Genomic DNA, 26,507 nt, shown 5'->3' with positions numbered 1-26,507 from the left:
ACCAACCCCAACGTCAGTGGGGGCGCCCGGAGTTTGCGAATCCGGGCGCCCCCACTGCTGCGTTCCGCCTACTCGACGTCGAGGGCGGACTGCTCCGGGGCGCTCGCCTTCTTCGACACGGCAGCCTTACGTCCCCGCGCCCGCTTCACCGGCCGCCAGGCCTTGAGATCCGCCGCACTGAGCCGATGCTTGCCCATCTGCTCGTCCAGGAAGGCATCACAGTCCTCCGCTGGCACGGACTCCCACTCGGCGTCGTACTCACCGTGCCACTGCCGCACCCAGGGCATGACCTCCTGCAGCCCGGCAAGCAACGGCGTGAGCCGCTCGGCGTCCCAACCGCCCTGTTCCGTACGGTCCTCGATGAGGTTGATGAGCGCCTGGGCCTGATCCTTGTGATCCCACCCGGCCCACCCAAGCAGCATGGTCGGGTCGGCGTCGGGCCCGGCCTCCAGATAGGAGATGAACCGCTCCTTGGGAACGTCGAGCTTGCCGCGGTGGGACCAGTAGGAGTGCTTGAGGAAGTCGGCGGACGAGTACTTCGGCGGTACGGGGATATCGAGCCGCTGCCTGGTTCTGTCCTCCTCCCGCTGCTGCTCCCAGACCTCTTCCCACTGCTCACGCTTACGCAGGCCGGAGTCCTTGTAGCGCATGGCGGCGAGATACGGCACGTGCTCGTCGGCAATGACATCGACGAGCACTTGCCCGAGCGGAAGGTCAGGCTTGTCGAGGTGATCGGAGGCGTACAGCGCAGCGACGGAGTTGAAGTCGGCGTCGGAACTCAGCGCATCCGCAAGCTGGTTGATGGTGAGCGTACGAGGCTGCTTTACACCGTCACGCAGGTTGAACCACAGTGCCGAATCCTCACACCTGTCGAGCAACCAAGCGCGGAGGGCAGCCTTCTCTTTCTTCTCCCAGGGCTCAACGGACCACCGCCGCTTGCACTCGGGCCGCTCGATCAGCCCGATGTCCTTGCGGCGCTCAATGATCTCGATGCGGGCCTGCACAATGTCCCGGTACCAACCGGGCCAGTGCTCCGGGATATCGATCACAGGAGTCGACCCATGCCGCTCGAACCACTGCTCAACGGCCTCATCAGAGTTTGCACGGGAGGCGATGACGATCTCAAACGCTCGCTCCCCCAGGTCCACTTCAGGAATCGTGGTGCCCACAGGCGACAGAACCGTTGTGCGAGCCACCTCTTCAGCGCTCAACAGCCCATATAGCCGGTAGACCTGCCAGTCCAGCTCTTCCTGGAGCGCGATCATGCGCCGCCGCGTGTAGGCGTACTGAGCGGATGTCTCATCGAGGCGAGCCCGAGTTGGGGTGCCCAACTCACACACGGTGGAAGGGTCACAACGCCCCAACTCCTGTGCAAGCGAGTCGAGGACGCGCCCCAGGTCCTGCGGCATCGGTTCCGGCAGCGGGAATTCTTGAAGCTTCGTTCCGGTGAACTCGTAGAAGCTCTCCCATGCATATCGCCCTGTGGATCGCTCTCCGCCCCGGTTCCCCTTGTCCTGACTCACCTGCTTCAGCCAGAAACAAGCGGTCGACGAGTTGAGTACCCCCAACAGCCCAAGGAGTTCCTCCTCACGCACGTCCGCCGGAAATTTAATAACTGGCGCGGAACGGTTGAATGCCTTCCCACCCCCATCAAGCACAAAATGGTTATGTGTTGCCACAAACGCTAGAGCAATGGTCACTGCCGCAGCGCCCAAATCTCGGGGAAGCTGGTGCCATTCATACCAAGGGCGTCCTTCAGCAAAGTAGGTTCGCTTTGCAAATGTAGCCCTATTCCCTAGCTCTGTCCGTAGCGGCCAAAGCCAAGCACTAAGCCCCGGACTGTCCTCCAGAGCCCTCAGAGTATGATCAGAGTTGTAGGGGAAAATCACTCCCTCCCCTGCACTCACATTCCAATCACGAACTTCGTCGCCCAGAACTAGCTTGCTCGTGAGGGAGGGATCCACTCGCCTAGCATCGAACACACGGCGCGGAGCAATCATGGCGTCATCCGCTCCCAGGACGCCGAAGAATCCAATACGGTAGATCGCAGCTGCAAGCTTCCTAGTGCCAGCCTCCTCGATTGAGGCAAAAACGCTACCCGCCCCACCTCCACTCACCGACCACGGATGCGAAGCGAAAGTCTCAGCTGGCACATCTTCAACAGAAACCCACTCCTCCGACCCGGGGCCAGGCCGATCCACCTGTTCAACAATCGCCCGCCAGACGGCTGCCTCAGCCGCGACCTCAGGCTGGGACGGCTCTCCCCGAACACCCAGCACCGCCCGCACAGTGCGTTCGGGATTCGGCATCCGGTTCCGCCCCACAAGAATCACAGTCGGCGTGCCGTGCCCGGGGATAAATGCCCCGGACGTGTCAATCACATGGGACAGCTCTACCTTCTCCCAGAAGACCACTTCAACGAGCTTCTTGCCGAACTCCCGCTTCATAAAAGAGTTCGCCGTGATCTGCCCGACGAAACCGCCCCCACCCTGACGGCCACCCATTCCCTTCAAAGCCAGCTCGAAGAGCCTCTGCGCAAACGGCGCCGACAAAGCGTATTTCCCGGCGCAAGACTCTTTGTACGCCTTCCGATAGTTCTCGTTCTCCTGCTTGTCCTTCACGGTGATGTACGGAGGATTCCCCACCACCACGTGATAGGATCCCCGCCCCAGCAGATCCACCCGCTTCGCAAAATCTCCCACATCCTCCGTCGAATAGACAAAGGCACCCTCCTCCCCGGCCCCGCCCCCGTCCAACTCTGCGAACAATGTGTCCAGATCCGTTTGAATGCCAGCCGCATCCCGACCATGAAGCAACGAGTCCCCCACCGCCACATTGATGGGAAAGACAGGTGCATCCACCAACCGCTCAGCCCCCGCAGCCCGCATGGCCGCAACCAACAAGCGGAACCGAGCGATGCTTACTGCGAAAGGATTTTTGTCGCAGCCATGGACAGCCTCCAGAGCTCTCCGCACCACCACCCACACGTCGGCGCCAGGCTCCTCCACCCGCCACTTCCCCACGAGCCGCTCGAAGATCCCCAGCAGAAAGTGCCCGGATCCGCACGCAGGGTCGATCGTCCGCAGCCCCCGCCGCTCGACTCCTCCAGGTCCTTCCACCACAGGATCCAGCCCGAACTCCGCAATGGCCGGCTCCAGCGTCAGATCAAGGATGAATTCCTCGACGAACTCCGGTGTCTGCAACAGCGCGTACGTCTTGCGGGCATGGTCGCTCAGGTCCTGGTACAGATCGCCGAGGAAGCGCGTATCCCAGGCCAGATACGTGAAGTCGTAAACGATCCGCCCCTCGGCATCCCACCGCCGCCAGAAGCGCAGCAACTCCGTCGCGGCCTCATAGCTCGGCATCAGCTCCCACAGCGGATTGTGTGCACGATCGAAGAGCCCGGCGACCGTCTCGTTGGCCCCTGCGAGATACTCGAACGCGGCGATCAACCAGTCCCGGTCATTGCGGTCGGGGTGCTCACGGAAGTACGCCTCATGTCGCTCCTCCGCCTCAACCAGCCGCTCTTCGGGCCCGGCGATGAACGGCACCTCAATTAGTCCGTGATCCTCACAAAACCGCACGAAGACACAAGCCAGCACCCAAGCCACCGCAGCCTGGGTCACCCGCTCATCACGCCACGCGCCGTAAGTGCCACGCGTCGTACGTTGCGCCTCACAAGCCCGCCGATACTCGGACTCCAGCCGGACGCGGTACTCCTCCTCGGACTCACTGCGCGCACGCAGATCGTCCTCCAGGACAACGACCTGCCGCCGCAGATCCTTCAGCAGCGCCGCCTGGTCCAGCCCCGCCCGCGCATCCTGGCCCGTGACCGTCACTCTTTGCCATCCCTCTCGCAACACCATGTCACCCACCGCACATCGCCATACGGCTTCGCGTCCCAATCCTGCCAGCACCGTCGACCGCAACAGATCCCGCCAGGAGTCATCGCAAAGTACTCTCATCTGCCATGATCACGCCGCTAAGGTGATCACCGTGACGGCTCAGACACCCCCTCCGGTCCCGGCGGCCCCGACCGCACCCGCGACCCCGGCGCCCGCGGCATCCACGCCGGCACCCGCACCCGCTCACCAACACTCTTTCTTAGAGGTGGGCCGCTGCCACTACGACGCGGCAACGCAACTCGCCAAGTCGCCCCCGCTCTTCGGCCCCGCCGACCATCTCGCCGGGATCGCCGCAGAGTGCGCCATCAAGGCGATGCTCCTCGACTTCTTCGGGTCCGTACAGGACACCCCGCTCGGCATTCCGTACAACCCGACGATCAGGAACAGGCCGACCCAGAGCCAGACTCAGGCCAAAAAGGCGTGGAAGGACTCCCAGCACGGTCACCTCCCGCATGTCTGGGACCAACTCCTCCTGCTCGCCAACGGCCACCACGGCGCCACCGTGCTCGCGCAGATCCCCCAGCAGAACCCCTTCCGGGAATCCACCGACGAGTGGGACGTGGCCCACCGCTACCGTGACAGCGGCCAGATATCCGAGCAGCGCGTGAAACGTCACCTCGCCGCGGCCCGTACCGTTATCGCCGCCTACCAGCAGGCGAAGTAGCCCAAGCAAGTAGCCCGAGCAGAAGACGCAGCCGAAGTGGAAAAGCAGGCGCCCACCCCCATGAACCCCACCCGATTCGACGCCGCGTGGAACGCCGCCCTGGGCCACGCCCACCGAGCCGCCGAAACCGGCAGGGACACCGTCCTCGTACGCGACCTGTTCGGGCGTGCGTCGCTCCTCCTCGACGACGAGGAAGACCCGCTGTCTGCCGAGGAACTGGAAGCGCTCGCGGAGGAGTTCCGACGCGACACCCAGGCCTTCGCAGGCGCCCAGCCCGTCCAGGCCGCGTCCACGATGTTCGCACCGGAGATGTTCTTCGCCTCCCCCGAACTCATCGTCCAGGACGAGGGCGAGCCGGGAAGCCGCGGCCGGGTCGCCGTACTCGAACGGACCGTCGTGGGCGCCGACTGGGCCCGGGACGCCGTAGCGGGCGCTTTGCCGCAGCCCGAGGTGCGAGAGCGACGTGTCGCCCTGTACGGGTTCAAGGGCGGAGTGGGCCGCTCCACCGCCACCGCCATCCTCGCCCGGCACTTCGCCGACAAGGGCCACTGCGTCCTCGTCGTCGACCTCGACCTGGAGTCCCCGGGAGTCTCCTCGCTCCTGCACAGCTTCGGCGAACTGCCCGATCACGGCATCGTCGACCACCTGGTCGAAGCGGGTGTCGGCAACGCCGAAGGGCTGGAGCTCGTCACCCAGAGCTCGTTCTTCGTGCCCTCGCAGGGCAACGGCGAGATCTGGCTGGCGCCCGCCGGAGGCCGCCCCCGCGGCGACTACGACTACCTCGCGAAGCTGAACCGCATCTACAGCGACCTCCCGCCCGCCGAACCGGGCGGCGCACCCACGCCGTTCTGCGTGCGGCTGGAGGAGGCCATCGCCGCCTGCGAGGCGCAGGTCGCCGGGATCTCGCGGCAGCCGGACGTCGTCCTGCTCGACAGCCGCGCCGGTATCCACGACATCGCCGCCGTCACCCTCACCCAACTCAGCGGGCTCTCGCTGCTCTTCGCCGTCGACAACCCGTCCACCTGGTACGGCTACGGCATGCTGCTCTCCCAGTGGAAGCAGCGCCCGGACCGGGCCGTCGACCTGCGCGAGCGCCTCCGTATCGTCGCCGCCATGTTCCGGTCCGCCGGGGACATACAGCGACTGCACAAGCTCCGGGACAACGCCCAGAAGATGTTCGCCGACACGCTCTACGACAACGCGGAGGGCGCGGATCTGGAGGCGTACCACCCGACCCTGGAAGACAACCAGGCTCCGCACACGCCCATCCCGATCCTCTTCAGCCACGACCTGATCGGCCTCGACCCGCTCCAGGACCGCGACTGGCCCGAACTGCCCTTTGTCGAGGCCGCGTACAAGAGGTTCCTCAAAGAGGTCTACCAACTCGTCTTCCCGCGCGAGGAGTTGTCATGACGGACCCGCTGTCCACCGACGAGTACAGGACGCTGCTCGCCACCGCCCCCGGCAGCGCCTTCGACGCCGACACCGTGAGCCCGGACGTCACGCGGCTGTTCACCCCGTCGAGCCACCGGCGCGCGCTGGACCCCGACGTGACGGTGGTGCGCGGCGCACGCGGTTCCGGCAAGACCGTGTGGACCAAGGTCCTGAGCTACGACCGGATGCGTGAGATCGCGGCGGCCTCGTACATGATGCCCCGGCTGGACCGGATGACGGTCGCCACGGGCCATGCGAAGGGTGGCGAGCCCAACCTGCACCACCCCAGCAAGAGCGTCATCAGCAAGCTCATGGAGGACGGCGTCAAGCCCCAGCACCTCTGGTCAGCCGTGGTCATGACCGGGCTCCAGGCCCCGGAGATCCTGCGCATCGAAGGCTGGGACAAACGCGTCCGCTGGGTCGCCGACCATATGGAGTCCTACGAACGCGCCCTGTGGACGATCGACCAGGAGGCCCGCAAGAGCGGCCGCACCCGCCTGCTGATCTTCGACGCCCTGGAGCACCTCCACAACGACCGGCCGGTCGTCGACCGGCTGGTGTCCGGCCTCTTCGAGGTGGCACTGGACCTCCGGATGAGCACCAGCGCGATCCGGGCGAAGATCTTCGTCCGCCCGGACATGTACGAGAGCGCCCCCAAGCACTTCCCCGACGCCTCGAAACTCGGTGCCAACGCGACCGACCTGACCTGGACCACGGAGAACCTGTACGGCCTGCTCTACCACCAGCTCGGCAATCACCCGAGCCCCGAGGCGGAGAAGTTCCGGACGTGGACCGGCAGTTGGCACAGGGAGGGCGAAGGCCGGTTCATCGCCCCCGTCGACGTCATCGCCACTCCGGAACGCCAGCACGAGCTGTTCGTCACGATGGCCGGCCAGTACATGGGCCCGAGCCACCGCCGCGGCTACACGTACACCTGGCTTCCCAACCACCTTCAGGACGGCCGGGGCCAGGTGAGTCCGCGTACTCTGCTCCAGGCCGTCTCGACCGCGGCGACGATCACCCGGGACCGGCATCCCACACACGACCACGCTCTCCACTACGACGCCATCCGGGCGTCCGTGAGTACCGCTTCCCAGATCCGCGTGGACGAGATCAAGGAGGACATCCGCTGGGCGGCGGTCGCCGTCGAGCAACTGCGGGGCGGCCAGGTGCCGATGCAGCCGTCCGTGGTCCTCGCCTACTGGCGGGACGCCTCCCTCTCCGCGAAGCTGCGCGAGGCCCTGGCGAACGGTTCGCAGGGAAGCGGCCCGGAGGATGTCGACAACCACCGCGAGCTGATCGACGAGTTGGAAAGGCTCGGCGTGATGACACGACGTGCGGCAGGCGCCACCGACCTGCGCGACTACGCGGTCGACATCCCCGACGTCTACCGCCTGGCCTTCGGCATCGGCCGCAGGGGCGGCGTTTCCAGGCGCGCGCACTGACGACCGGCAGGACGACCCTGCGCGCGCCGTTGACGGCTGCGCGGTTCTAGGCCGCCGTAGCCACCGCGGACAGGAAGTCGCCATCCAGATAGGCCCGTTCGCCGTCCCCGCCGATCACCTCGACCGTCCGCCCATCCAGGTGCGGGACCTGCGTCCGCGTGTCCACGGGGCAGAGCAGCCACAGCCCGTGCGGGTCGTCGGCCGGTCGGCGGGCCGCCGTCTGCAGCCGGACCAGAAGGTCGTGGCCACCCTCGTCCCAGTAGCGGGCGAGCAGTCCCGCGTCATGCAGGAAGAGGACCGTGCGCGGCGCCGCGGCCCGCTCCAGCAGCACGGCCTCCAGACGCACCCACACCGCACGTACGAACGAAGCCAGACCCCGTTTGATCAGCCCCGGCGCGGAGCCCGCGTCGGCACGCAGGACCTTCTCCCAGTCCTGCCCCTTCTCCGCCGCCAGCGCGCGAAACTCGGTGAGGAACTCCCGTCCGAGGTCGACGCGTTCGACGGGGAACGCCGCGGCCACCGCCTCGGCGGCTCCCGGCAGCCGACTGCCCTTCACGGTGAGCGCGAGAAACCCACCGCGCTGCACGCAGGAGGCGAGCCTGGCACGGGTGGCGGCATGCGGATCGCCGTCCACCTCCGCGACCGCTGGGACGCCGTGACCGGGTGACAGGTAGCTGGTGCCCGTCCCGGTGGACGTCCACTGGCCTACCGTCTCAAGGGCCGGCGGGAAGAACCGCTCCAGCTTGGTGTCGTACCGGAGGTCGAAGCGCGCCTCCCTGAGCGGGTCCTCCAGCTCGACATACGTCGGCTCCCGCTCCCCGGAGAGCGCGTCGAGCACCGGGAAGCGTGCACGCAGCCGTGCCAGCAGCTCGGCGACCGTGATGCCGCGGTCCCGTCGTACCCCCGCCCCTGCCTGCGAGATCCGCAGGGCGCGGTCCAGGCTGAGGTCACGGGGATACAGCTCGAGACGAGGAGTGACCTCGGTCCCCACGGCGACAGCGGCTGCGAGGGCTACCAGCCGGGTGTCCGCGAGCGGGGCGAAGCCCTCCGGGGCGGGCACCGCACGCAGGTCGCGGACCACCGCGGCCCGCCCCGGCAGCGGCTCCTGACGCGCCAGACGCTCCGCTTCCGTCCCCAACTCGGCCGCATAGTCGGCCAGTTCGCGGGGGCTGGGGTCGTCGGTTCCCGGCAGCGACTCCCCGGCGATCAATACGGTGTCGCCTCGCCGGTGCACGGCCAGGCGCGGCTCGTGCTGCTCCGCGCCCTCGCCGTCCCACAACTCGGCCTCGGTGGCGGCCCGTACAACGGCCAGCGCCCGCGCGAGCGTGCGCCCGGGCACGTCGTCGCCCGCGCCGTGTCTGACGCGTAGCTCGACAGCGGCCTCCTGCGCGGTCATGACCCGCCCGGCCGCCGTCACGATCTCGACGAGCTCGTCGCGCACCCGCCCCAGCCAGTCCGCCTCGGCCCACTGCTTGATCTCGATGCGGTGATGGCGGGAGACCGGCGGCTGCTTGATCTCGAGGTGGTCGGCGATGCGGGCCTGGACCGGCCAGGGACCCAACGGCGACAGCCCGCCCTCCTCTGGCGGCAGGCCGAGCGTGAGCCGGACCACGGGCGCACGGTTGGAACCCTTGCGACCGGGGTCGGGGGTGAGCCTGGCGGCCATGTCGTCTATCGACAGGACCAGCGGTCCGTCCGCGTCGGAGTCGCCGTCCGTGCGCGCGGCCGACACGGCCTGTCGGGCGTCGCTCCCGGCGGGCTGCCGCAGGGCGACCGCCCACTGCTTGCGGCGCCGGTTGAGTTCCTTGCGTACGAGCGCGCCGGCGCCCCGCGCCTTCGAGATCGCGTACGGCTGGACGTTGAGCAGCTCCCCCACCTTAGTGGCACCCAGCCCGTGCGCCACGGATACGGCCCGGGGCGACAGGCCCGCGGCCTCCAGCAGCGTCTCGGCGTCCGCCGCCTCCGCGGCGGCATCGCGGGCCTCCTCGGCGTCCTCGGCCTGGGTACCGACCGTGGCCGGGGTGGTGGCCGGCTTGGTCGCGTCGGCAGCCCGGAACACCTCGCGCCACTCGTCGTGCATCTGCCGCAGCGTGTCGAAGCGGTGCTCGGTGTCGCGGTGCAGCGCTCGCCGGAAGAAGGACGTAAGGCCGTCGTTGAGGGCTGGTTCGAACAGCTCTGACGCGACGTACAGTTCGGCGGACTCGTTGGTGAGCGGATCCACCTGTCCGTCACCCCACATGGGGCGCTCTCCGCCGGCCATCTCGTGCAGGGTGACGGCCGCGGCGTACCGCTCGGCGTGATCGTCGTAGTACGGCCGGCGCATGGAGCCGAGGAACGGGTCCAGGTAGCCGCGTGTGCCCGCCTTGATGTCCCGCTCGGAGGCGTCGGCGAGGGAGAAGTCGAACAGCTTCAGACGCCAGATCCGGTCCTTACTGTGGTGAATGCCGAAGTTGTCGGGCTTCAGGTCGCGGTGCAGGACTCCGTTGGCGGCAAGCTGGTCCAGCGCCCTGAACAGGTCGTCACCGAAGCGCTCCAGCTCGTGGTAAGTCAGCTTCCCCTTGCCGCGCAGTCGGGCACCCAGGGACTGCTCACCAGCGTACTCGAGCTGCAGGACTGTCCGTCCGCCGATCTCGCGCAGCCCCTCGCCCCGCAGCTGCACGATCGCGCCGCCGCCCACCTCCTTGAGGACGCCTGCCTCGGCACGCAGCCGTTCCGCCTTCTGCTCGTCCAGAGCGACCTTGAAGACCCACTCGTCGATCTGTACGTGACCGTCCTCGTCCTCGACCGCACGCTCCACGAGAAGAGCGCGGGCCGTGGCGCCGGTGCCGAGGACACGCCGTACGGACCATTCCGCGTCGAGCGACTGGCCGGGCAGTGCCTCCAGCGGGTCGACGCCGGTGGCAGTGGGTGCCTCGGGCAGCACGCTGGCGCGCTCTGCCCTGTCCAGCAGGTCGAGGAACTCTTCGGCGGAGCCGAGGCGTTCGTTGACGTCCGAGCGGGTCGCCTTGAAAACCAGCTCGTCGAGCGCGTCCGAGAAGCCGTCGGCGACGGCGTACAGATGCAGGCCCGAGTCGGTGCGCAGGCGCTCGCTCAGAGCACTTCGCTGGGGGGCAGGAGGTTGGCCGGTGAGTACCAGGTACGCGACGGCACCGAGCCCGAACATGTCCAGGTCGGCCGGGTCGGCGTACGGCTGGTCGGTCTCGGGGGCGAGATAGAGGCGGGCCGCGTCCTCGATCAGAGCCGCGTCGAGCGCCGAGCCGCCGATGGACCGGAAGAAGGTGGCGTTGCTGTCGAAGTCGCGGGCCGCTGTCTGCCAGTCGGTGATACGCAGCTCGGGGCGCGTCCCGTCGGAGCGGAAGGAGACGTAGACGGAACTGGCCGCCAGGGCCCGGTGGTAGAGGGCGCGGTTGTGCGCGTAGCGGACCGCTTCGGCGAGCTGCCGTACGAGATCGAGGCGGACCTCGGGGGTGAGCTTGCCACCGTAGGTGGCCAGATACTGGTCGAGGCGGAGGTCCGTGTGCTTGTGACGGAAGAGGATCGCCGGTCCGCCCTGGTGCTCCCGGATCTCGACGGCCTCGACGATCCCGCGGTGCGTGATGCCCTGCAGTACCTGGTACTCACGGCGGGCCGCGCGATCGGTCGACTTCTTCGCCGCCTCGGTGGCCATGTGTCCGACCAGGTAAATGCGGACGCGACCCTCCTCCTGGACAAGTCCGTCGTCGCGCGTTGCCAGGCGGTCCTCCCAGGACTGCCCACGGTCCAGGGGGTGCGGCTGCAGTTTCCAGGCATCGCCGAACCTGAGATGGGCTGTGGACTGCTGCACGCCGATGGCCTTCAGCAGACGCGGCAGAGTGTCCCGGGAGAAGTCGGGCGTGATGCGGCGGTCGGGGCGGTCCGGCGGCAGCCCGAGGAAGTCCTGCCAGATGCGCTTCAGACCGGTGGGGCGGTCGTCGCGCCCGTAGACCTTGACTCTCTGGACATCGTCAAGATGGCTCTCGAGGTCCGGAGCCGAGAGGAAGATCGCCGGTTCCACGCGTGGCACGGAGCGCTCGGGGATGCCCAACTTGCGCGCCGCCCACAGGAGTCTGCTCTTGAGGTCCTTCGACTTGGCGTCGTTGAAGTGGAGCGGGTTGTTGATCGTCCTGGTGCGGTCGGAGCCTCGGAAGTTCCAGGTGGATCCGTTGTTCTCCAGCCGCCCCGGGTGACTCTTGATCTCGACCAGGTACAGGCCCGCGGGCACCGCGATCAGCAGGTCGCACTCGTTGATACGGCCCGACTGCGCGGTGAAGGAGAACGTGGCCCAAGCGCGATAGGGCTCGGCGGCCGGCATCAGGCGGCGTACATGGTCGAGAGCGTCCTGCTCCCAGGGGTACGGGGATGGCCGATCCTGGAACCACTGCTGCGCCGGACGCGGCGGTCCGGGCTTGGGCACCGGACGCGATCCTGCTGCCGTCACCGTCCGACCTCCGCTGTCCGCTTCTCGCCTTCATCACGGCGAAATCCCCTGGCCGACCTTACCGTGCCCCACCGACAGGCCGGATCCGTGTTTGTTTCCCGGCTCGGTCACGGCGAGGGCGGTGGGATGCTGCTGGGCGGGAATGACGGCCGTCGGCACGGGCGCCGGCTCGGAACAGCTCCGCCGCCGACAGCGCCGCCGCCAGTCCGACACCACGACCCGGCCCCGTCCACTTGCCCGTCGCCGAGCGATACCGGTGCTGCAGCTCTCCTACGCGCGGGCAGAGTGTTCCAGTTCAGGTCTTCCGCATATGTGGCACAGGCTGTTGGGAAGAGGACAGCGGAGATCAGCAGACGGCGATCTGCAGGCCGATGTGGGAATCTCTATGCCCCTTGCCGCCCGGCGACCTCCCGCTCGGTGACCGGCTTGCCTCGCGGTCTCGTCCCGGAACGTCACGGCGGCCTCAGGCACCTCGCCTGATCCGCGTGAGGATGGACTCGTCGGTGATCTCATCCTCTGCGGCGGGCAGGAACGCCTTACTGAGGATCACTGAGCGTTTTCAGCGTTGCCTCTCCAGGGTGAGGACGGCCTTGGTGATGACGGTCATGCGCTTGGGGCCGATGCGGGATCTGCGGAAGATCTGCCAGGCCTTCAGTCGTGTCATGCCGCGTTCGACGGGCGCTCGTACCTGGGTGAGGGCGCGGTTGAGGGTGCGCTGGGTGGAGGTGAGTTCACGGCCGGGTGGGCGTCTGAGGCCGGTGGTGACCCGGGGGCCGGCGCCCGTGTAGGCACGGTCAGCGGGGATGGGGACGCCTTGTCGCTCGCAGATCCGGACGATGCGGTGGCTGCGGGTTGCGGGCTGCGGTCAGGTCGTGGGTGCGACCCGGCAGTGCGGGCGAGATCCACAGCACCTCACCGGCGGGATCGGTGACGACCTGCACGTTCACGCCGTGCCGACGGTGCTTGGCCGAGTAGTCACCCCGGCTGTCGCAGGCACGGTCACACTCGGCGAGGGTCCCGTCCAGCAGGACGAAGTCCGGATCCCGCTCACGCAGTACCTTCAGCAGACCCGGAGCCCGGTCGGCAAGCAGTTCGACGACGACCGTGACGTAGGCGTGCGCGGTACCGACGGATATGCCGAAGCCTGCCGCGATGCGGGAGAGAGTGTCATGACGGCGCAGGTACACGAGAGCGACGAGCGCACGCTCGTGCGGCGGGAGTTTGCAGCATCGGTCACCCTCGCCGGTGACGATGAGCTCGTGACCCACTCGACCAGGCCGTGCGGCAGGATAAGGAACCAACGAGGCTCCTTCGCCGATGGGTTGAGACTTCGAACACCTCCCTCAACGGCACATGACCCTCGTGCGTTGTGACCCCCATACCACCTCATGTGCGTCACCCAGTGGCCCACGCTGAAAAAGCTCACGGACTGACCGGTCTGGTGGATGATGGCCTCTCAACGCCGACTAGGGGGTAATGCGATGAGAGACCACGAATTCGCGGCCATGATGCAGTTCCTCTGGGCCCGTCTTCACGAGGACGAAACTGCGGCTCGCGCACTGAAGCCCGGCAAGAACCAGGATGTGGCAAAGCTGCAGGCCCGGGTCCTCGCCGACGTCGAGGCGAAGCGCCAGCTCATGGACTGGGTGGAGGAGTTTCCACGGAGGGTGGAGAACAACGAGGGGCGCGTCCTCTGGAAGAGGGCGGCCAGGGAGTTGTGGGCCGGACTCTCGCGGGACTTCCGTAGCCCGGTGATCCACGCACTCGTTGCGGCGTACGACGGCCATCGCGACTTCCACCCTGCGTGGCGGCTGGTCGAGGCCGAGGATGAGTACGAGCCACGTGAGGGCACTCCGATGGCTCGCGCTGTGTGACCCGCAGGAGACCGAGGGCCCGTGACGATTCGGAGCTCCATGAGCCCGAGGTAGCGCCAGGAGGGGCTGGAACGGCACGCGTTGGCGAGACCCCGACGGTCTCGACGCGACGCTCAGGGGCCTCCAGAAGGATATGAAGAAAGCCTTGGGGCTACGGCCTGGGGGAACGAGGAGACGGCCCGGATGCTTGCCCTGGAGGCAAGATCGTCCGGATCTGCGAGCGACAAGGCGTCCCCATCCCCGCTGACCGTGCCTACACGGGCGCCGGCCCCCGGGTCACCACCGGCCTCAGACGCCCACCCGGCCGTGAACTCACCTCCACCCAGCGCACCCTCAACCGCGCCCTCACCCAGGTACGAGCGCCCGTCGAACGCGGCATGACACGACTGAAGGCCTGGCAGATCTTCCGCAGATCCCGCATCGGCCCCAAGCGCATGACCGTCATCACCAAGGCCGTCCTCACCCTGGAGAGGCAACGCTGAAAACGCTCGCTGAGAACCGTTTGCCCTCGAACGGCAGAAACCCTCGCGCTTGCCGCGTACCGGGATTATGCGCAGGTAGGCGTCGCCCGGCTCCTTGAGGGCACCGGCGAACCAAGGGGAAGGCGAAGGTCACCCACTCATGAGCCCTGCTTTATCCCAGTCGGGACCAGGCTAGCCAGCATGGCCTGAGTCTCGGGATCGGTTGAGTAGAGTACGGTACCGACCATCCCCCGCGTGAGTAGCACTTTGTAGGTATTTCGAATAAGGCGCCCGAAGGCTCCTGGCTCCGCCTTTTTCACGGCGTGGTCCTTGCTCTCTCCAGGAACAGCACACCACTCATTTCCGCGCCACACCAAGTCGGGACCGAAGATCATTCCGTTCCAGGCATACTCGAATCCTTGGGCCGTGTAAATGCACCCGATCTGCCCGAAGCCTGACGGATCAGTGGCCCACAGCGAGGAAACGGGTGCCCCTCCTACAGGTTGCTCACCTCTGAGGTTCCAGGGCCTGCGCCATTCCCCAAAAACCACGTCGTCGACGAGGCTGCCGTCACTGCGCGGATCGCTCCACCGCCAGCAGAATCCCGCCGTCATGCGCGAGGTGTAGCCGGATTCCTGCCTGCCCCGCAGGTAGCTCTCCATCCCTTGGGGCGATTCGGCGACGAGTAACTCGAAATCTTCCTCGGGGTGCCATTGAATCGGACCACCGGACTCAAGGCCGAGGAGACGGAGGACCCAATGTTCGTAGGCACGGCTCCCGCCGCACCGGAACTGGCTGTTGAGATCGACATGGCGAACAATGCACCCGCGCGCGTGAGCAGCCTCGTCGATGGTCTCGACACTTCCCATCTCCCCGGGCCTCACGACCTGATGCTCGTCGATCAGGAAGACGGGAACCCTGGCTGCGTCGATGAGTTCCTCCACTTGGCTTCGACCGCTCCGATGCCCGGCGTGCGCGCCCTGCCTCGACGACCGCTGGCGAATGCGGTGGGCTTCATCACAGATCAAGACGTCCAGCCCGTTTCGTTCAGCACTTGCGAAGTCGAAGAAATAACGGAAGAGCTTTGGAATTCGGCCGTTCTTAGTGCCGACGACATGCCGAAGAGTGGTAGTGAAGGACTTGGACCCGGTGGCGTGGACAACGCTTCGCCCGTTCCTCCCGAGGTGTCCCATCAGGTGCAGCGCAATGATGCTCTTACCCGAACCAGGACCCCCGGATATCACTATTACTTCCTTCTGGTCCGACTGTCGCGACAGGTCCGCCGCCCGCTTCACCAAACGCGCCGCTACCTCTTGCTCATCCATCAGGAGGAACTCACCGCCGTCGATTATCTCAGCAGCAGCGGCACGCATTAGTTGACGGCCGGGAGCACGGGGGCTGTCCAGGAGATAATCACCCTCTACCGAACCATCCAAGGCAGAAAGGCGGGTCTGTAGATACTTAATAAGTTCTCCGCGGGATGTATCCGTGAAGAGTTGCGCCTTTGCGTCGGGTAATCTTAACAGTTCGCTGACATCTTGATCGGCTGCGTAGTGCAGATAGGCCACGCCCGCGACGGCGCCCTCCTGATCGCTCAGCACATTGGTGAAATCCTGCAGGTAGTCGCAGTAGCGGCGCACCTGGGCCACGGGATGCAGAGCCGGTCGATTGCCCATTCTCGCTACTAGACATAAATTGTCAGTGCCAGGAACGAGGCGCGCTTCGCTCCACTGCTTGAGTTCGACGATGACGTAGGACGGTCTGCCCGTCGCGGGGTGGGAGCCAGCAAGGATAATGTCTGCGCGAAGGCTGGTGAGGGGTAATCGGTGCTCTATCAGCACCTCGATGTCATCAAGCCCTGCATCGCACAGAACCTCTGCCAGGGCCGGGATGCTGTTCTCCCATGAGCGGCGTTCACTGGGCGGCGGGTTCTGGAAGAGCACGGAGCGGTACTTCTGAGCGAGCCGCTGAGAGAGGGCTCCGTCACTGCACTGATCGAACAGTGCGCGTGCGGACATGCGAAGAAGAGGCACGGAAGATCTCCGTAAGGGCGGTGGACTCGAAGGCAAGGGGCTAGCGGGGGCTTGCTCCCGGAACCCCTGAAGTGCATCTGGGCAGTCAGGCGAGCGGTAGGCGGTACTCGAAACTCCGCGGCCTCAGGTCCTCCTCAGCCGGCGCCCAGTCATAGAGGTGCAACACCCTGCCGCCACTCGCTGTGTAGTTGTCGGTCCGCAAGTCCACCTTGATGTCACTGACCACAAATAGGTCCACGGTGTTCTGCGGGTCCCGGGCATGCTCGACCTCGTTGATCGTCAGGTCGACGCTCGTGGCCGCTCCCGTTGTGCCCTTCACCTCTACGCGACGCTCTTCCCTGTCACGGGTGCAGTGGAGGTCGTACGGCTTGCCAAGGCGTTCGACCGTCCAGCCCTCCTCCTCGTAGTGAGCGACTGCCATGTCCTCCGCGTGCAGTTCGATGGCCTTGCGCTTCTTGGGGTCGGAGACGAAGCCCGCACCACTGGAGGGCCGCTTCGGTGGCTTGGGCGGCTTCACCTGCTCCGCGGTGAAGCCGGGCGTGCGGTTCAGGGCCACCGTCTGCCGTTCGGACCAGTTCGCTGGGATCCCTGCCGCATCGAGCAACGGCTGCGGATCCATGTCGACGACCATGCCTATGCCTCGTTGAGTCCCCGAAACACGGATGGCGTCACTGGCGGCCATTCCCAGCGGCCCGTCCTCATCGAGACGGACGTCGTGGAGTACAGCCAACGGCTCGATGCCGAAGCGCACCGGGTACTTGATGGCGTTCTCGGCTTCCTCGTCCGGCCAGTGAGGGGCCTCTGCCTCGTAGAAGTTCTCACGTACTTCGAACAGGTACAGAGTGATCTTCTTGGTACTCCATACGTCGAGTTGTACGCGCGGACCCACTCCCGTGGCCAGCACGGCGAAGCGCGGGCGCGCGGACCGGTACTCGGGCCTCCATGCAGGGAACCCCCACGACCGGGTTTCGATCCCGTACTGCAGATTGCGCTGGGTTCCGGACGCTTGGCCTACGTGGACCATCACGAACGAAGATGTCCGCGAGGGACTGTGGAGGGGAGCAGGATCGTCGTCCTTGCGGCTGTCCTCGTGCCTCGCCAAGTGCCTTCCTCCGTGACCGCCTACCTCTGCGCCGATCCCAACGATCGACTGAGCCCATGACCTTGCCACATGGCAGTCAGATTTTCATACAACTAAAGCCAGCGGTTGGCGAGTTGGCAGCACAAATCAGACATAGGGCGGGAGGACACCTCAGTGCTCTACCTGGACCCGCTCAAGGCGCGTTGCTCAACAGAACGGCGCCCCGCGTCCACACGCACGCCCAGTGGCTCGGACCCCGAAGACGGACCACGCCCACCTGCTGGGCAGTGTGAGGGCTGTCCTGGCAGACGAGATGCACGCCTTCGCCGGCGACGACCGGCTCTTCGCAGACCCCATCGCCAGACCCAGCAGCAACTCAAGCGCCAGAAGCACTTCTCGCGGCCCATGGTCGTGATCAGCAAACGTCCGGCTGAGGCCGCTGACCGGGCTGTTCCCGGCCACTGGGAGGACGACCTGATTGTCGGCAAGGAGAACGGCTCCGCCATCGGGACGCTGGTCGAACCCAGCACCCGCTTCGGCATACTCATCCATCTGCCCGCCGACCACACAGCCGTCAGCGTCCGCGACGCCCTCCAGGCAGCGTGCAAGCCCTGCCGCCGCATCTGAAGCGGTCCCTGACCTGGGATCAGGGCTCCGAGATGGCCGCCAACTACGAGTTCACCATCGCTACGAATGTCCCGGTCTACTTCGCGACCCGGCCAGCCCCTGCCAACGCGGCTCCAGCGAGAACACGAACGGCCTGCTGCGACAGCACTTCCCCAAGAGCAGCGACCTGTCCACCCACACCCGCCGGGACCTCGACGCCGTCCCTGTCGAACTGAACAATCGCCCACGCAAGACGCTCGGCTGGAAAACCCCAGCCGAGCGTCTGTCTAAACTGCTCGCTGCCTGATCAACCGACTACGTGTTGCGACGATCACTGGAATTCGCCCACTTCCCCTGGAGCTCGGTGCCAGTACTCATCGAGCCCACCGTCCAGCACCGCGCCCCAGTGCGCACGCGTGCACACTTGCGCGGAGCTCCAGGGAACTCGCAGGTGCTCCACCCGTTCCGCGAGGGCAACGGCCGTGCCCAGCGGGCGTTCCTTGCCCAACTCAGCGCCGACGCGGGATACGCCCTGAACTGGTCAGGCTTGGACCCTCAAGGCAACGAGGACGCCTCGGTGAAGAGCTTCCTCGGTGACAACAATCTGTTGGAGCAGCTACTCGACGAGCTGGTCACAACGGGTTGACGCCCGCCACTCCGGCTGGCAAGGAAGCCCGGATCAGGGCGTCACCCCTTGGGAACAGCCAGTGGGAGCTGCACTCCGCGCATGTCTTCTGGGGGCTAGTGGGGGTTTGATCTTCAGGTGGGGAATCCGCCGTGGGTCAGGCCGCGCTGGGAGGAAAACCCGCTCGTCGCCCAGCACGAGCCCTGGTTCATGCTCACAGAGAAGCCGACGGAGGCTGAAAGGTCGCGACGGCGGAGCGAGTTGGAGGCGGGGCCCGTACGGCGCTACGTGCGGCGCGAGACGCGTGGCGCTCGCACCGGACGGTACTCCCGCCCTCCCAGCGCCTCAGACAGGGTCACGGTCCGGCCAGCGGTCCCGGAACCAGGTGAGCGTCGCGATCAGCAACTCGCGGTTGGCGCTCTCCGCCAAGTGCACCAGGCGGAAGTTGGGCCGCAGTTCGAGCTTGCCCTCCGGGATGTCGACGCCCGCCAACTCGTTGAGCCGCGCGAGGAGTTCGGCGCGCAGCGCACGGTCCGTGAACGGCTCCCGGGTCGCCATGTGCTGGAACACGACTTCGGCAGTACCGCCCCGACCACCGCCTGGGTACAGGGTGAGTGGCCAGACGCCTCGGCCCGGGAGGCCCGCTTCACCCAGCATCAGGAAGGCGCTGGTCGTGACCTTCCCGGTGCCGTAGCCGACCCAGCCGCCGAGTTCTTCCCACCTCGCCAGCACCTCACTCACCGCGCTCACGGTCTGCGCACTGTCATCCGCCGCCAACTGCCGGAGGAACCGCGCGGCCCGGGTCTGCACGGCCTGGCCGCCGGGTACGGGCCGCGCCACCTCCCCAGCCTCCTCCGGCTCACCCTCCGCGTCCGCGACGAGCAGGGCGAGGTCGTCACTGGTGAGCCGCTGGGCGGGATCGGCGGCCCCGGTGATCGTGAAGTGGATGCCGTCGGCCGTCAGCAGCGCGCGGACGTCGCCCTGGTCCTCGGAGCCCCAGCGAAAGCCGTCGGCGACCTTCCCCTCCGCGTTGAGCACCCGGTACACGTTGGCCACGCCGGCGATACCGGCAAGGTGGTTGCCCACGGCCTGGGCCCCGGAACCGATGAACGCCGCGAGATCTCCGTACGACGTCCAGGTGCCGTGCGGAAGCGCGGCGAGAACCTGGTGGGCAAGGTGCCAGTCGCGGCTGCGCTCGGCACGGCCGACGCCGCGCAACGGGGCGGGCCACAACCTGATCGCCCGGTCGGCGAGATCGTCGGCCCGGGCCAGGATCTCCTTCACGCCCCAGCGGTCGGTGGCGGCGATACGGCGGTTCATTTCCAGGTGACTGCCCTGCAGCAGTCCCTGTTTCCTCTCGAAGGGATGGTTGGACAACTCCGAGTTCACCGCGGTCAGCGTGAGGTTCCCGAGGGAGTGGATCAGCCGGGAGTGCAGGTCCTCCGCGCTCTCGCCGTCACCCGCCTCCTCCTCCAGCACTCTCATCCACTCCTGTCCGGGGGACTGGGGCATGACGTGCTCGATGGTGAGCTGCGCCAAGGTGAAGTCCACCGGCTCGGGGTGGCCGTAACTCTCCTCAAGGCGTTGCAGCACACGCCTGCGCTGATGCGGGAGGCCGTACCGGTAGAAGGGCGCCTCCCGGACCTTCGTACGCAGCTCCTCGTCGTCGGGCCAGAAGCGGTTCTCCGCGGAGAGCAGCTGATGCAGGCCGTCCGCGACCGGAACACCCTGCGGGAACTGTGCGGGCACGGCCTGGAAGATCCTGTTCAGATTGTTCGGCGGCACCCGGCAGATCGTCCGGCGCACGAGGAAGCTCTCGATGTACTCCATGGCCCGTGCCGTCTCCGCGGCGTCCGCCTCCCCGCGTGCCCGACGGTCGAACAGCAGCATCAGCGCGGGGTAGGCCACCACCGCCTGCCAGTCCTGCAGCCGGATCAGGTGCCCTCGTACCAGCGGATCGGATTCGTTCTCGGGGCGGACGATCCGGCGGAAGTGGGCGCTGCGGCGGTGGAGTTCCCTGATGTACGCCTCAATGTCGGCCTCGCTCACCTCCGAGCGCTCGAAGCGCTGCTGCTGCGCGGCATAGAGATCCTGGCGGCGGACCCGGTCGTCGCCGTCGAGCACCAACTGCAGCCACATGAGCTGTTCCAGCTCGCCGTTGCTCAGGCTGTCCTGCATGGGCAGCCAGTACGTTTCGTACACCTGCTCGCCGAGCGTCGGCAGCCGCATGAACAGGTAGTTCCGCAGCAGATCCGCCTGACTGAGCTTCAACCCCGTGTTGTTGAGGGACTCGAAGATGCGGTGGACGTTGTCGCCGCGTTCGGCGGTCACCGACACCAGCGTGAGGCGGGACGTGATCGCCTGCTCGATGCGAAGCACGTTCTGGAACGCTGTCGGATCGTGCGCTTCGACAAGCTTACGGCGGAAGAAGCGGTAGGCGGCGGCGACCCTGTCCCCCGCGCTCTGCTCCTCCTGGGCCACACGAATGTGAGCGGCGTACTGTGCACGGTCGGCCTGGGTCGGCAGCAGGCGGAAGTAATCGCTGCCGCGCTTGCGCTTGTTGATGAGGTACTCCTCATCAATGCGCTCCGCCTCGTCCGGCTGCGTATCGGCGATGTGGTCACGGATCGCGGCCAACGCCAGGGAGAGGGTGGTCAACCGCTGCTGGCCGTCGACAACGAGCCAGCGGGGAAAGGTCGCTTCGTTCTGAGGGGAGGGCGCGAGCACGACCGAGCCGAGGAAGTGTGTGCTCGCCTCCGCACCGGACTCCAGCAGTTCGGCCTGTTCGAGGATGTCACCCCACAACTGCACCAGTTGTTTCTCCGTCCAGGAGTACGTCCGCTGGTAGAGAGGAACCTGGAACTGCTGAGCCCGTCCCTGTACAAGGTCGGCGAACAGAGTTTCTTTGGCCTGCATGACGTCTTGCACCCTCCGTCGCTTCACCCGGTTCGCACCTGAGGCAGAAGAGCCCATAGTGCCTCAGTCGGCATGGGAGTCAGTGCTGGTTCACCCTCTTCTCAAAACCGCAGCTCGTCCTCCGGCGTCCTGATCCGTTCCTCGGCACACGCCGGTGGTGGCTCCGGCAAGGCCGACTGGGTCTGAGACCGCTCCTGAACACATGACCCGACAGGCCGGTCCCGAAAGGTGAAGGGGCAGCCTTGGCTTCCGGCACGAGGTGACCGGCGAGCGATGCACTCGAGGAGCACTCCCCACGACGCCCGTCTCCAGCCCCACAGGCATGGCTGCTTTCATGGCTACGTACGTAGCCGCGCGGTCCGGTTCGAACCGGTATGGACCGGGGTCCGGCGAAGCCCGTCGACCTACGGAAAAAAGCCCCTGCCCAGCAATTTCGCTGGTCAAGGGGCCTGGATGGCAGACGAGTCGGGCCGTACGCCGGGTTCTGTGTCCGGAGGGACCTCGCGGTCCCCCCGGCGACGGCCATCCATCTAGGACCGGTGTTGCCACCGGCCTCGTGCGGTCTACCCGCGGACTCGGGCGGGCAGCCCTCGGACGTCCGCGCAGAGCCGCGCCTCTTTCGAAGCGGTGGCTCCTTTTGACCTTGCTCCGGGTGGGGTTTACCTAGCTGCCCAGGTCGCCCTGGGCACTGGTGGTCTCTTACACCACCGTTTCACCCTTACCCGGCGCCGAAGCGCCGGGCGGTCTGTTTTCTGTGGCACTGTCCCGCGGGTCACCCCGGGTGGCCGTTAGCCATCACCCTGCCCTGTGGAGCCCGGACGTTCCTCGGGGAGTTCCCGCTAGGGGTACTCCACGCGGCCGTCCGCCCGGCTCGTCTGCCGTGTCGACCATGCTACCGGGCGGGCACCGCCCTTCGGACCGCTGCCCTTCGAACCGTCGCCCCTCGGACCGCCGCCCTTCGGACCGCTCCCCGCCGTCGCCAGCACCGACCCCGCCAGGATCAGCGTGAACGCCACCCCGATGCCGACCGTCAGGTCCTCGCCCAGGAACAGCGCGCCCGCCGCCACCGCGACCGCCGGGTTGACGTATGTGATCACCGTCGAGCGGGTCGGGCCGACCTCCTTGATCAGTTCCAGGAAGGCCACGAACGCCACCGCCGTGCAGATCACGCCCAGGCCGGCGAGGGACGCCAGGACCTGGGGAGAGGGGACCGACGACGGCCACGTCAGCGCCGCCGCCGGGGCGTACACCAGCGCCGCCAGTGCCAGGCACGGGGCCGTCAGTTGGAGAGTCGGGACGTCCTTCAGGTAGCGGGCCGCGATCAGCGGGGCCGTCGCGTAGCCGAGCACCGTCAGCAGCACCTCCGCCAGTGAGCGCGCGTCGCCGCCCGTCAGGTGCGGGACCGTGAGGACCGTGACCCCGGACAGGCCCAGGGCGAGGCCCGCCACACGCCGGCCGCCCAACCGCTCCGCGTCGCCGAAGAAGCGCGCCATGACCACCCCGACGATCGGTACGCCCGCGATCAGCAGACCCGCCGTAGAGCTCGACAGGTGCCGTTCCGCGTCCGTCAGTGTGAACCACGGGCCGATGATCTCTATGCACGCGAAGGCCAGCATCGGGCGCCAGTGCGTCCGGAGTGTGTGGACGAGGCCGCCCTGTCGTAGTGCGAAGGGCAGCAGGAGTACGGCGCCCAGGGCGCAGCGTGTGAAGACGACCATGGACGGGGAGAGCGGGGCGTCCACCGCTACCTTGATCATCAGGTAGGGGATGCCCCACACCACTCCCATCAGGGAGAACAGGAACCAGCCGCGTGCAGTCATACGGCGAGGATGCGCCGCCCCCTCATCGGGCGTCTTGAACGCTGTTGCGGTACGCCGCCGGGGTCACCCCGAGCACCCGCCGGAACCAGCGGGTCAGATGCGCCTGGTCGGCGAAGCCCACCTGGGCCGCGACCTCGGCGGGGCGTCCGCCCGCCTCCAGCAGGCCGCGCGCCCGGGTGACCCGGTACTGGGCGAGCCAGGCGTACGGCGGTATGCCCATCGTCGTACGGAAGGCGCGGAGGAGTTGGTAGCGGGACAGGTCGAAGTCCGCGGCCAGGGCCGAGAGCGACGGCGGGGTCAGCAGGTCGTCCGCCAGGCGATCCCGCACCGCGTGGGCCACCCAGGCCGCGCCCGGGATCTCGTCCGGCGCGGGGCGGGACGTCGAGTGGCGGCGGGCCAGGGCCGTGAGCAGCCACGGGAGACGGGACTCCGCCTCCAACGGGTCGGGGCAGACGCTGAGTTCGGTGTGCGCAAGGCGTAGCGCTACGGCGAGTTCGGCGTCGTCGAGGAGGGGTTCGCGGAAGTGCGGGAGGCTGCCGCCGAGGATGCCGTCCGTCAACAGTGCCGGGTCGGCGTAGAGAGCTCGGTAGGCGTAGCCGTCGGTGGCGTTGGCCGGGCCGCCCGTGTGCATTTCGTCGGGGGCGAGTACGACGATGGAGCCGGGGGTCGCGCGGATGTGGCCGCCGCGGTAGGCGATGAGTTCGGAGCCGTCGACGCAGACGCCGATCGTGAACTCCTCGTGGGCGTGCGGGGCGTAGACGTGCCGGTCGAAGCGGGCGGTCAGGAGGTCGAGCGGCGGGCCGCAGTGGCCCAGTCTCGCCCTCGTCCACAGGGCCTGTTCGCGTGCGTTCACCGGCCGCACCCCCTCTCCTCTACAGGGTGCAACGCGCCGGGGCCGCGTGTCATGCCGGGGCGAGAGCCCGTTCCAACGCGTCGAAGGCGGCGCACACCCTTGCCCGATGGTCTGCTACGAGTCCCTCCGCGCCCTCTCCCGCGAAGACGCGGCGCGCGGTGGTGACGTAGACCGTGCGGTACGCGGCGACGGTCAGGGCCGCGGTCAGGGCGGGGTCGGGGGTGTCCGGGGCGGTCTCGGTGAGGGCGGTGGTCAGGGCGTTCTCTATCTCCTCCAGGGCTTCGCGGCCCCGGGCGCGCAGGGCGGGCGAGTCGGCCACGACCTCCCAGAAGTCCGGGAATCCGCTGTCGGGGCCGGCCAACGGGTGGCGCCGGTCGAGGAGTTCGAGGGCGAGGCGGCGGAGCGCGGCGAGCGGGGTCTCGCGGGGGGCGCGGTCGCGTACGGCACCGCTGAACATCTCGACCGCCTCCGGGATGCGGTCGAGGAACAGGTCCTCCTTGCGCGGGAAGTAGTTGAAGACGGTCATCGTCGACACCTCGGCGGCGCGCGCGACCTCCGCCACCGACACCTGGTCGAAGCCGCGCTCCCGGAACAGCGCCGAGGCGACGTTCGAGATCCGTTGCCGCGTCGCCCGCTTCTTGCGCTCCCTCAGCGGCAGCTCGGCCGCGTCCCTGCTCTTGTTCACGCTCTCGCTCACGAGAACAGTGTAGCCAACATAATTTTTTAGTGACTACACTCAAGCTCGTGAACACTGACACGAACTACGACGTCGTCATCGCCGGAGCCGGGCCCATCGGGCTGCTGCTCGCCTGTGAGCTGCGGCTCGGCGGAGCCCGAGTGCTGGTCGCGGAGCGGTTGGCCAAGGTGGACGAGACCGTCAAGGCGGGCGGGATCAACACCCTCACCGCCGTCGCCCTCTACCGGCGGGGGCTGCTGCCCGCGCTGACCGAGGTGCAGGTGGAGACGGCGAACGGCATGAAGGAGTTCCTGCAGGCACAGAGCGGCGGCGAGGGTGCCGCCCCGCCGCCGAAGTCCGCCGGGCACTTCGCCGGGATCACCCTGCGGGCCGATCTGCTCGACGCGTCGGACCCCGCCTTCGCGGACGTCGGCCCGCCCGGCGAGGTCGGACGGTTCGTCCCGCAGGCCGCGTTGGAGCGGCTGCTCGGCCGGCGCGCCGACGAACTCGGCGTCGAGGCGCGCAGGCAGGTCGAGTTGACCGGCTACGACGCCGACGACGAGGGGGTGACCGTCCACCTCGCCGCTACGGACGGATCGGCGCCGCAGGCCGTCCGCGCGGGCTGGCTGGTCGGCTGCGACGGCGGCCGCAGCCTCGTGCGCAAGCTCGCCGGCATCGAATTCCCGGGCACCGCACCGGAGATCACCGGCTACCAGGCCATCGCCGACCTGACCGGCACCGAGGGGCTGAGCAAGGGCTGGAACGCCACCGGCACCGGGATGTACACCTACGGCCCGATGCCGGGACGGATGGTCTCCATCGAGTTCGACGGGCCGCCCGCCGACCGCCAATCCCCCGTCACCGCCGAGGAGTTGCAGGCGAGTGTGCGCCGCGTGACCGGCGTCGACGTGACCGTGCACAAGGTCCACTCCTCGACCCGCTTCACCGACAACTGCCGCCAGGCGGACACCTATCGGGCGGGCCGGGTGCTGCTCGCGGGCGACGCGGCGCACGTCCACTCGCCGTTCGGCGGGCAGGGGCTCAACCTCGGTGTCGGGGACGCGATGAACCTCGGCTGGAAGCTCGCCCTGGTGGTGCGCGGCCGGGCACCGGTGGAGCTCCTGGACTCGTACACGGTGGAGCGGCATCCGATCGGCGCCTGGGTGCTCGACTGGACGCGCGCCCAGATCGCGGTGATGCGCCCCGAGCCGCACTCCCGGGCCCTGCGCTCGGTGGTCACCGACCTCGCGGGGACGGTGGACGGGACGACGTATCTCGTCAAGCGGATCTCCGGCGTCTGGCAGCACTACGACCTCCCCGGTGACCACCCGCTGACCGGCCGCGGCGCCCCCGACCTCGAACTCGCCGACGGCACCCGCCTCGCCGACCATCTCCACAACGGCCGCGCCCTCCTCCTCGACCTCGCCGACGACCCGAAACTCCGGGCCCGCGCGGACGGCTACGAGGGTGTGGTGGACGTCCTCACCGCCTCCTGCCCCGGGCGGCCGGAGCTCGCCGGGCTGTTGGTGCGGCCCGACGGGTTCACCGCCTGGGCGGCGGACACGGACGGCACCGAGGGCGATCCCTCGGACGCGCTGCGGCTGTGGTTCGGCGCGCCGGCCGGCGCTTGACCCTGCCGTAACGTCAGCGTTTCTACT

General features: G+C 67.5%; 13 protein-coding genes, 1 other RNA gene and 4 pseudogenes. 8 read left to right on the top strand and 10 right to left on the bottom strand.

Annotation, left to right across the window (positions count from 1 at the left end):
- Positions 1-68: 68 nt before the first annotated feature.
- Complete coding sequence (pglX, locus tag OH768_RS36920) at positions 69-3,839, bottom strand: BREX-2 system adenine-specific DNA-methyltransferase PglX (protein ID WP_406460317.1); 3,771 nt, start codon at positions 3,837-3,839, stop codon at positions 69-71.
- Between the two features lie 271 nt (positions 3,840-4,110).
- Here pglX and OH768_RS36915 point away from each other — a divergent pair, with 271 nt between their 5' ends.
- Genes OH768_RS36915 through OH768_RS36905 form a run of 3 tightly spaced genes read left to right on the top strand, consistent with a single transcriptional unit; the run spans position 4,111 to position 7,448 of the window.
- Positions 4,111-4,569 (top strand): hypothetical protein, encoded by a 459-nt coding sequence (locus OH768_RS36915; RefSeq protein WP_406460315.1) that lies wholly within the window; start codon positions 4,111-4,113, stop codon positions 4,567-4,569.
- A 60-nt stretch (positions 4,570-4,629) separates the two neighbouring features.
- On the top strand, positions 4,630-5,982 hold the full coding sequence (locus OH768_RS36910) for a KGGVGR-motif variant AAA ATPase (protein ID WP_406460313.1): 1,353 nt from the start codon (positions 4,630-4,632) through the stop codon (positions 5,980-5,982).
- Positions 5,979-7,448: a hypothetical protein gene (locus tag OH768_RS36905; protein WP_406460311.1), complete on the top strand. Its 1,470-nt coding sequence runs from the start codon at positions 5,979-5,981 to the stop codon at positions 7,446-7,448. The genes OH768_RS36910 and OH768_RS36905 overlap by 4 nt, the downstream gene beginning before the upstream one ends.
- Before the next feature lie 46 nt (positions 7,449-7,494).
- On the opposite strand, the gene pglW is transcribed toward OH768_RS36905, so the two are convergent.
- Both pglW and OH768_RS36895 read right to left on the bottom strand, forming a co-directional pair.
- Positions 7,495-11,880 carry a BREX system serine/threonine kinase PglW gene (gene pglW / locus OH768_RS36900; RefSeq protein ID WP_406460309.1) on the bottom strand — a complete coding sequence of 1,462 codons (4,386 nt, stop codon included), beginning with the start codon at positions 11,878-11,880 and terminating at the stop codon, positions 7,495-7,497.
- 583 nt (positions 11,881-12,463) lie between these two features.
- A pseudogene (locus tag OH768_RS36895) lies at positions 12,464-13,195 on the bottom strand (transposase family protein).
- A gap of 190 nt (positions 13,196-13,385) precedes the next feature.
- Here OH768_RS36895 and OH768_RS36890 point away from each other — a divergent pair.
- Both OH768_RS36890 and OH768_RS36885 read left to right on the top strand, forming a co-directional pair.
- Entirely contained in the window at positions 13,386-13,778 is a 393-nt protein-coding gene (locus OH768_RS36890; protein WP_406460307.1) for a DUF6221 family protein, read from the top strand.
- A 200-nt stretch (positions 13,779-13,978) separates the two neighbouring features.
- Positions 13,979-14,260: pseudogene (locus OH768_RS36885) on the top strand (transposase family protein); the annotation flags it as partial.
- 137 nt (positions 14,261-14,397) lie between these two features.
- On the opposite strand, the gene OH768_RS36880 reads toward OH768_RS36885, so the two are convergent.
- Together OH768_RS36880 and OH768_RS36875 are read right to left on the bottom strand one after the other, a co-directional pair.
- Positions 14,398-16,257, bottom strand: a complete 1,860-nt coding sequence (locus OH768_RS36880; RefSeq protein WP_406460306.1) for a DNA/RNA helicase domain-containing protein — start codon at positions 16,255-16,257, stop codon at positions 14,398-14,400.
- Between the two features lie 100 nt (positions 16,258-16,357).
- The gene (locus OH768_RS36875; RefSeq protein WP_406460304.1) at positions 16,358-17,374 is read right to left on the bottom strand and encodes a protein NO VEIN domain-containing protein; all 1,017 of its coding nucleotides are present in this window, start codon (positions 17,372-17,374) and stop codon (positions 16,358-16,360) included.
- 318 nt (positions 17,375-17,692) lie between these two features.
- Here OH768_RS36875 and OH768_RS36870 point away from each other — a divergent pair.
- Both OH768_RS36870 and OH768_RS36865 read left to right on the top strand, forming a co-directional pair.
- Positions 17,693-18,266: pseudogene (locus OH768_RS36870) on the top strand (IS30 family transposase); the annotation flags it as partial.
- 144 nt (positions 18,267-18,410) lie between these two features.
- Complete coding sequence (locus OH768_RS36865; RefSeq protein WP_406460302.1) at positions 18,411-18,605, top strand: hypothetical protein; 195 nt, start codon at positions 18,411-18,413, stop codon at positions 18,603-18,605.
- Positions 18,606-18,929: 324 nt separating this feature from the next.
- On the opposite strand, the gene OH768_RS36860 is transcribed toward OH768_RS36865, so the two are convergent.
- The 5 genes and pseudogenes from OH768_RS36860 to OH768_RS36840 form a co-directional block, all read right to left on the bottom strand.
- The gene (locus tag OH768_RS36860; RefSeq protein WP_406460300.1) at positions 18,930-21,500 is read right to left on the bottom strand and encodes a DUF262 domain-containing protein; all 2,571 of its coding nucleotides are present in this window, start codon (positions 21,498-21,500) and stop codon (positions 18,930-18,932) included.
- A gap of 457 nt (positions 21,501-21,957) precedes the next feature.
- Positions 21,958-22,374: RNase P RNA component class A (gene rnpB, locus OH768_RS36855), an RNA gene on the bottom strand.
- A 163-nt stretch (positions 22,375-22,537) separates the two neighbouring features.
- A pseudogene (locus OH768_RS36850) lies at positions 22,538-23,320 on the bottom strand (DMT family transporter); the annotation flags it as partial.
- Positions 23,321-23,342: 22 nt separating this feature from the next.
- Complete coding sequence (locus OH768_RS36845) at positions 23,343-24,173, bottom strand: AraC family transcriptional regulator (RefSeq protein WP_406460298.1); 831 nt, start codon at positions 24,171-24,173, stop codon at positions 23,343-23,345.
- A 49-nt stretch (positions 24,174-24,222) separates the two neighbouring features.
- Positions 24,223-24,870 (bottom strand): TetR/AcrR family transcriptional regulator, encoded by a 648-nt coding sequence (locus tag OH768_RS36840; protein WP_406460297.1) that lies wholly within the window; start codon positions 24,868-24,870, stop codon positions 24,223-24,225.
- Positions 24,871-24,917: 47 nt separating this feature from the next.
- Here OH768_RS36840 and OH768_RS36835 point away from each other — a divergent pair, with 47 nt between their 5' ends.
- A complete protein-coding gene (locus tag OH768_RS36835; protein ID WP_406460296.1) occupies positions 24,918-26,480 on the top strand; it encodes an FAD-dependent monooxygenase in 1,563 nt (520 codons plus the stop codon).
- Positions 26,481-26,507 lie beyond the last annotated feature (27 nt).

Origin of the sequence: Streptomyces sp. NBC_01622, from assembly GCF_045209635.1 — a bacterium.
In the GTDB taxonomy this organism is placed as follows: domain Bacteria; phylum Actinomycetota; class Actinomycetes; order Streptomycetales; family Streptomycetaceae; genus Streptomyces.
Note: the sequence above shows the minus strand (reverse complement) of the source record. Positions and strands in the feature narration are given on the sequence as shown.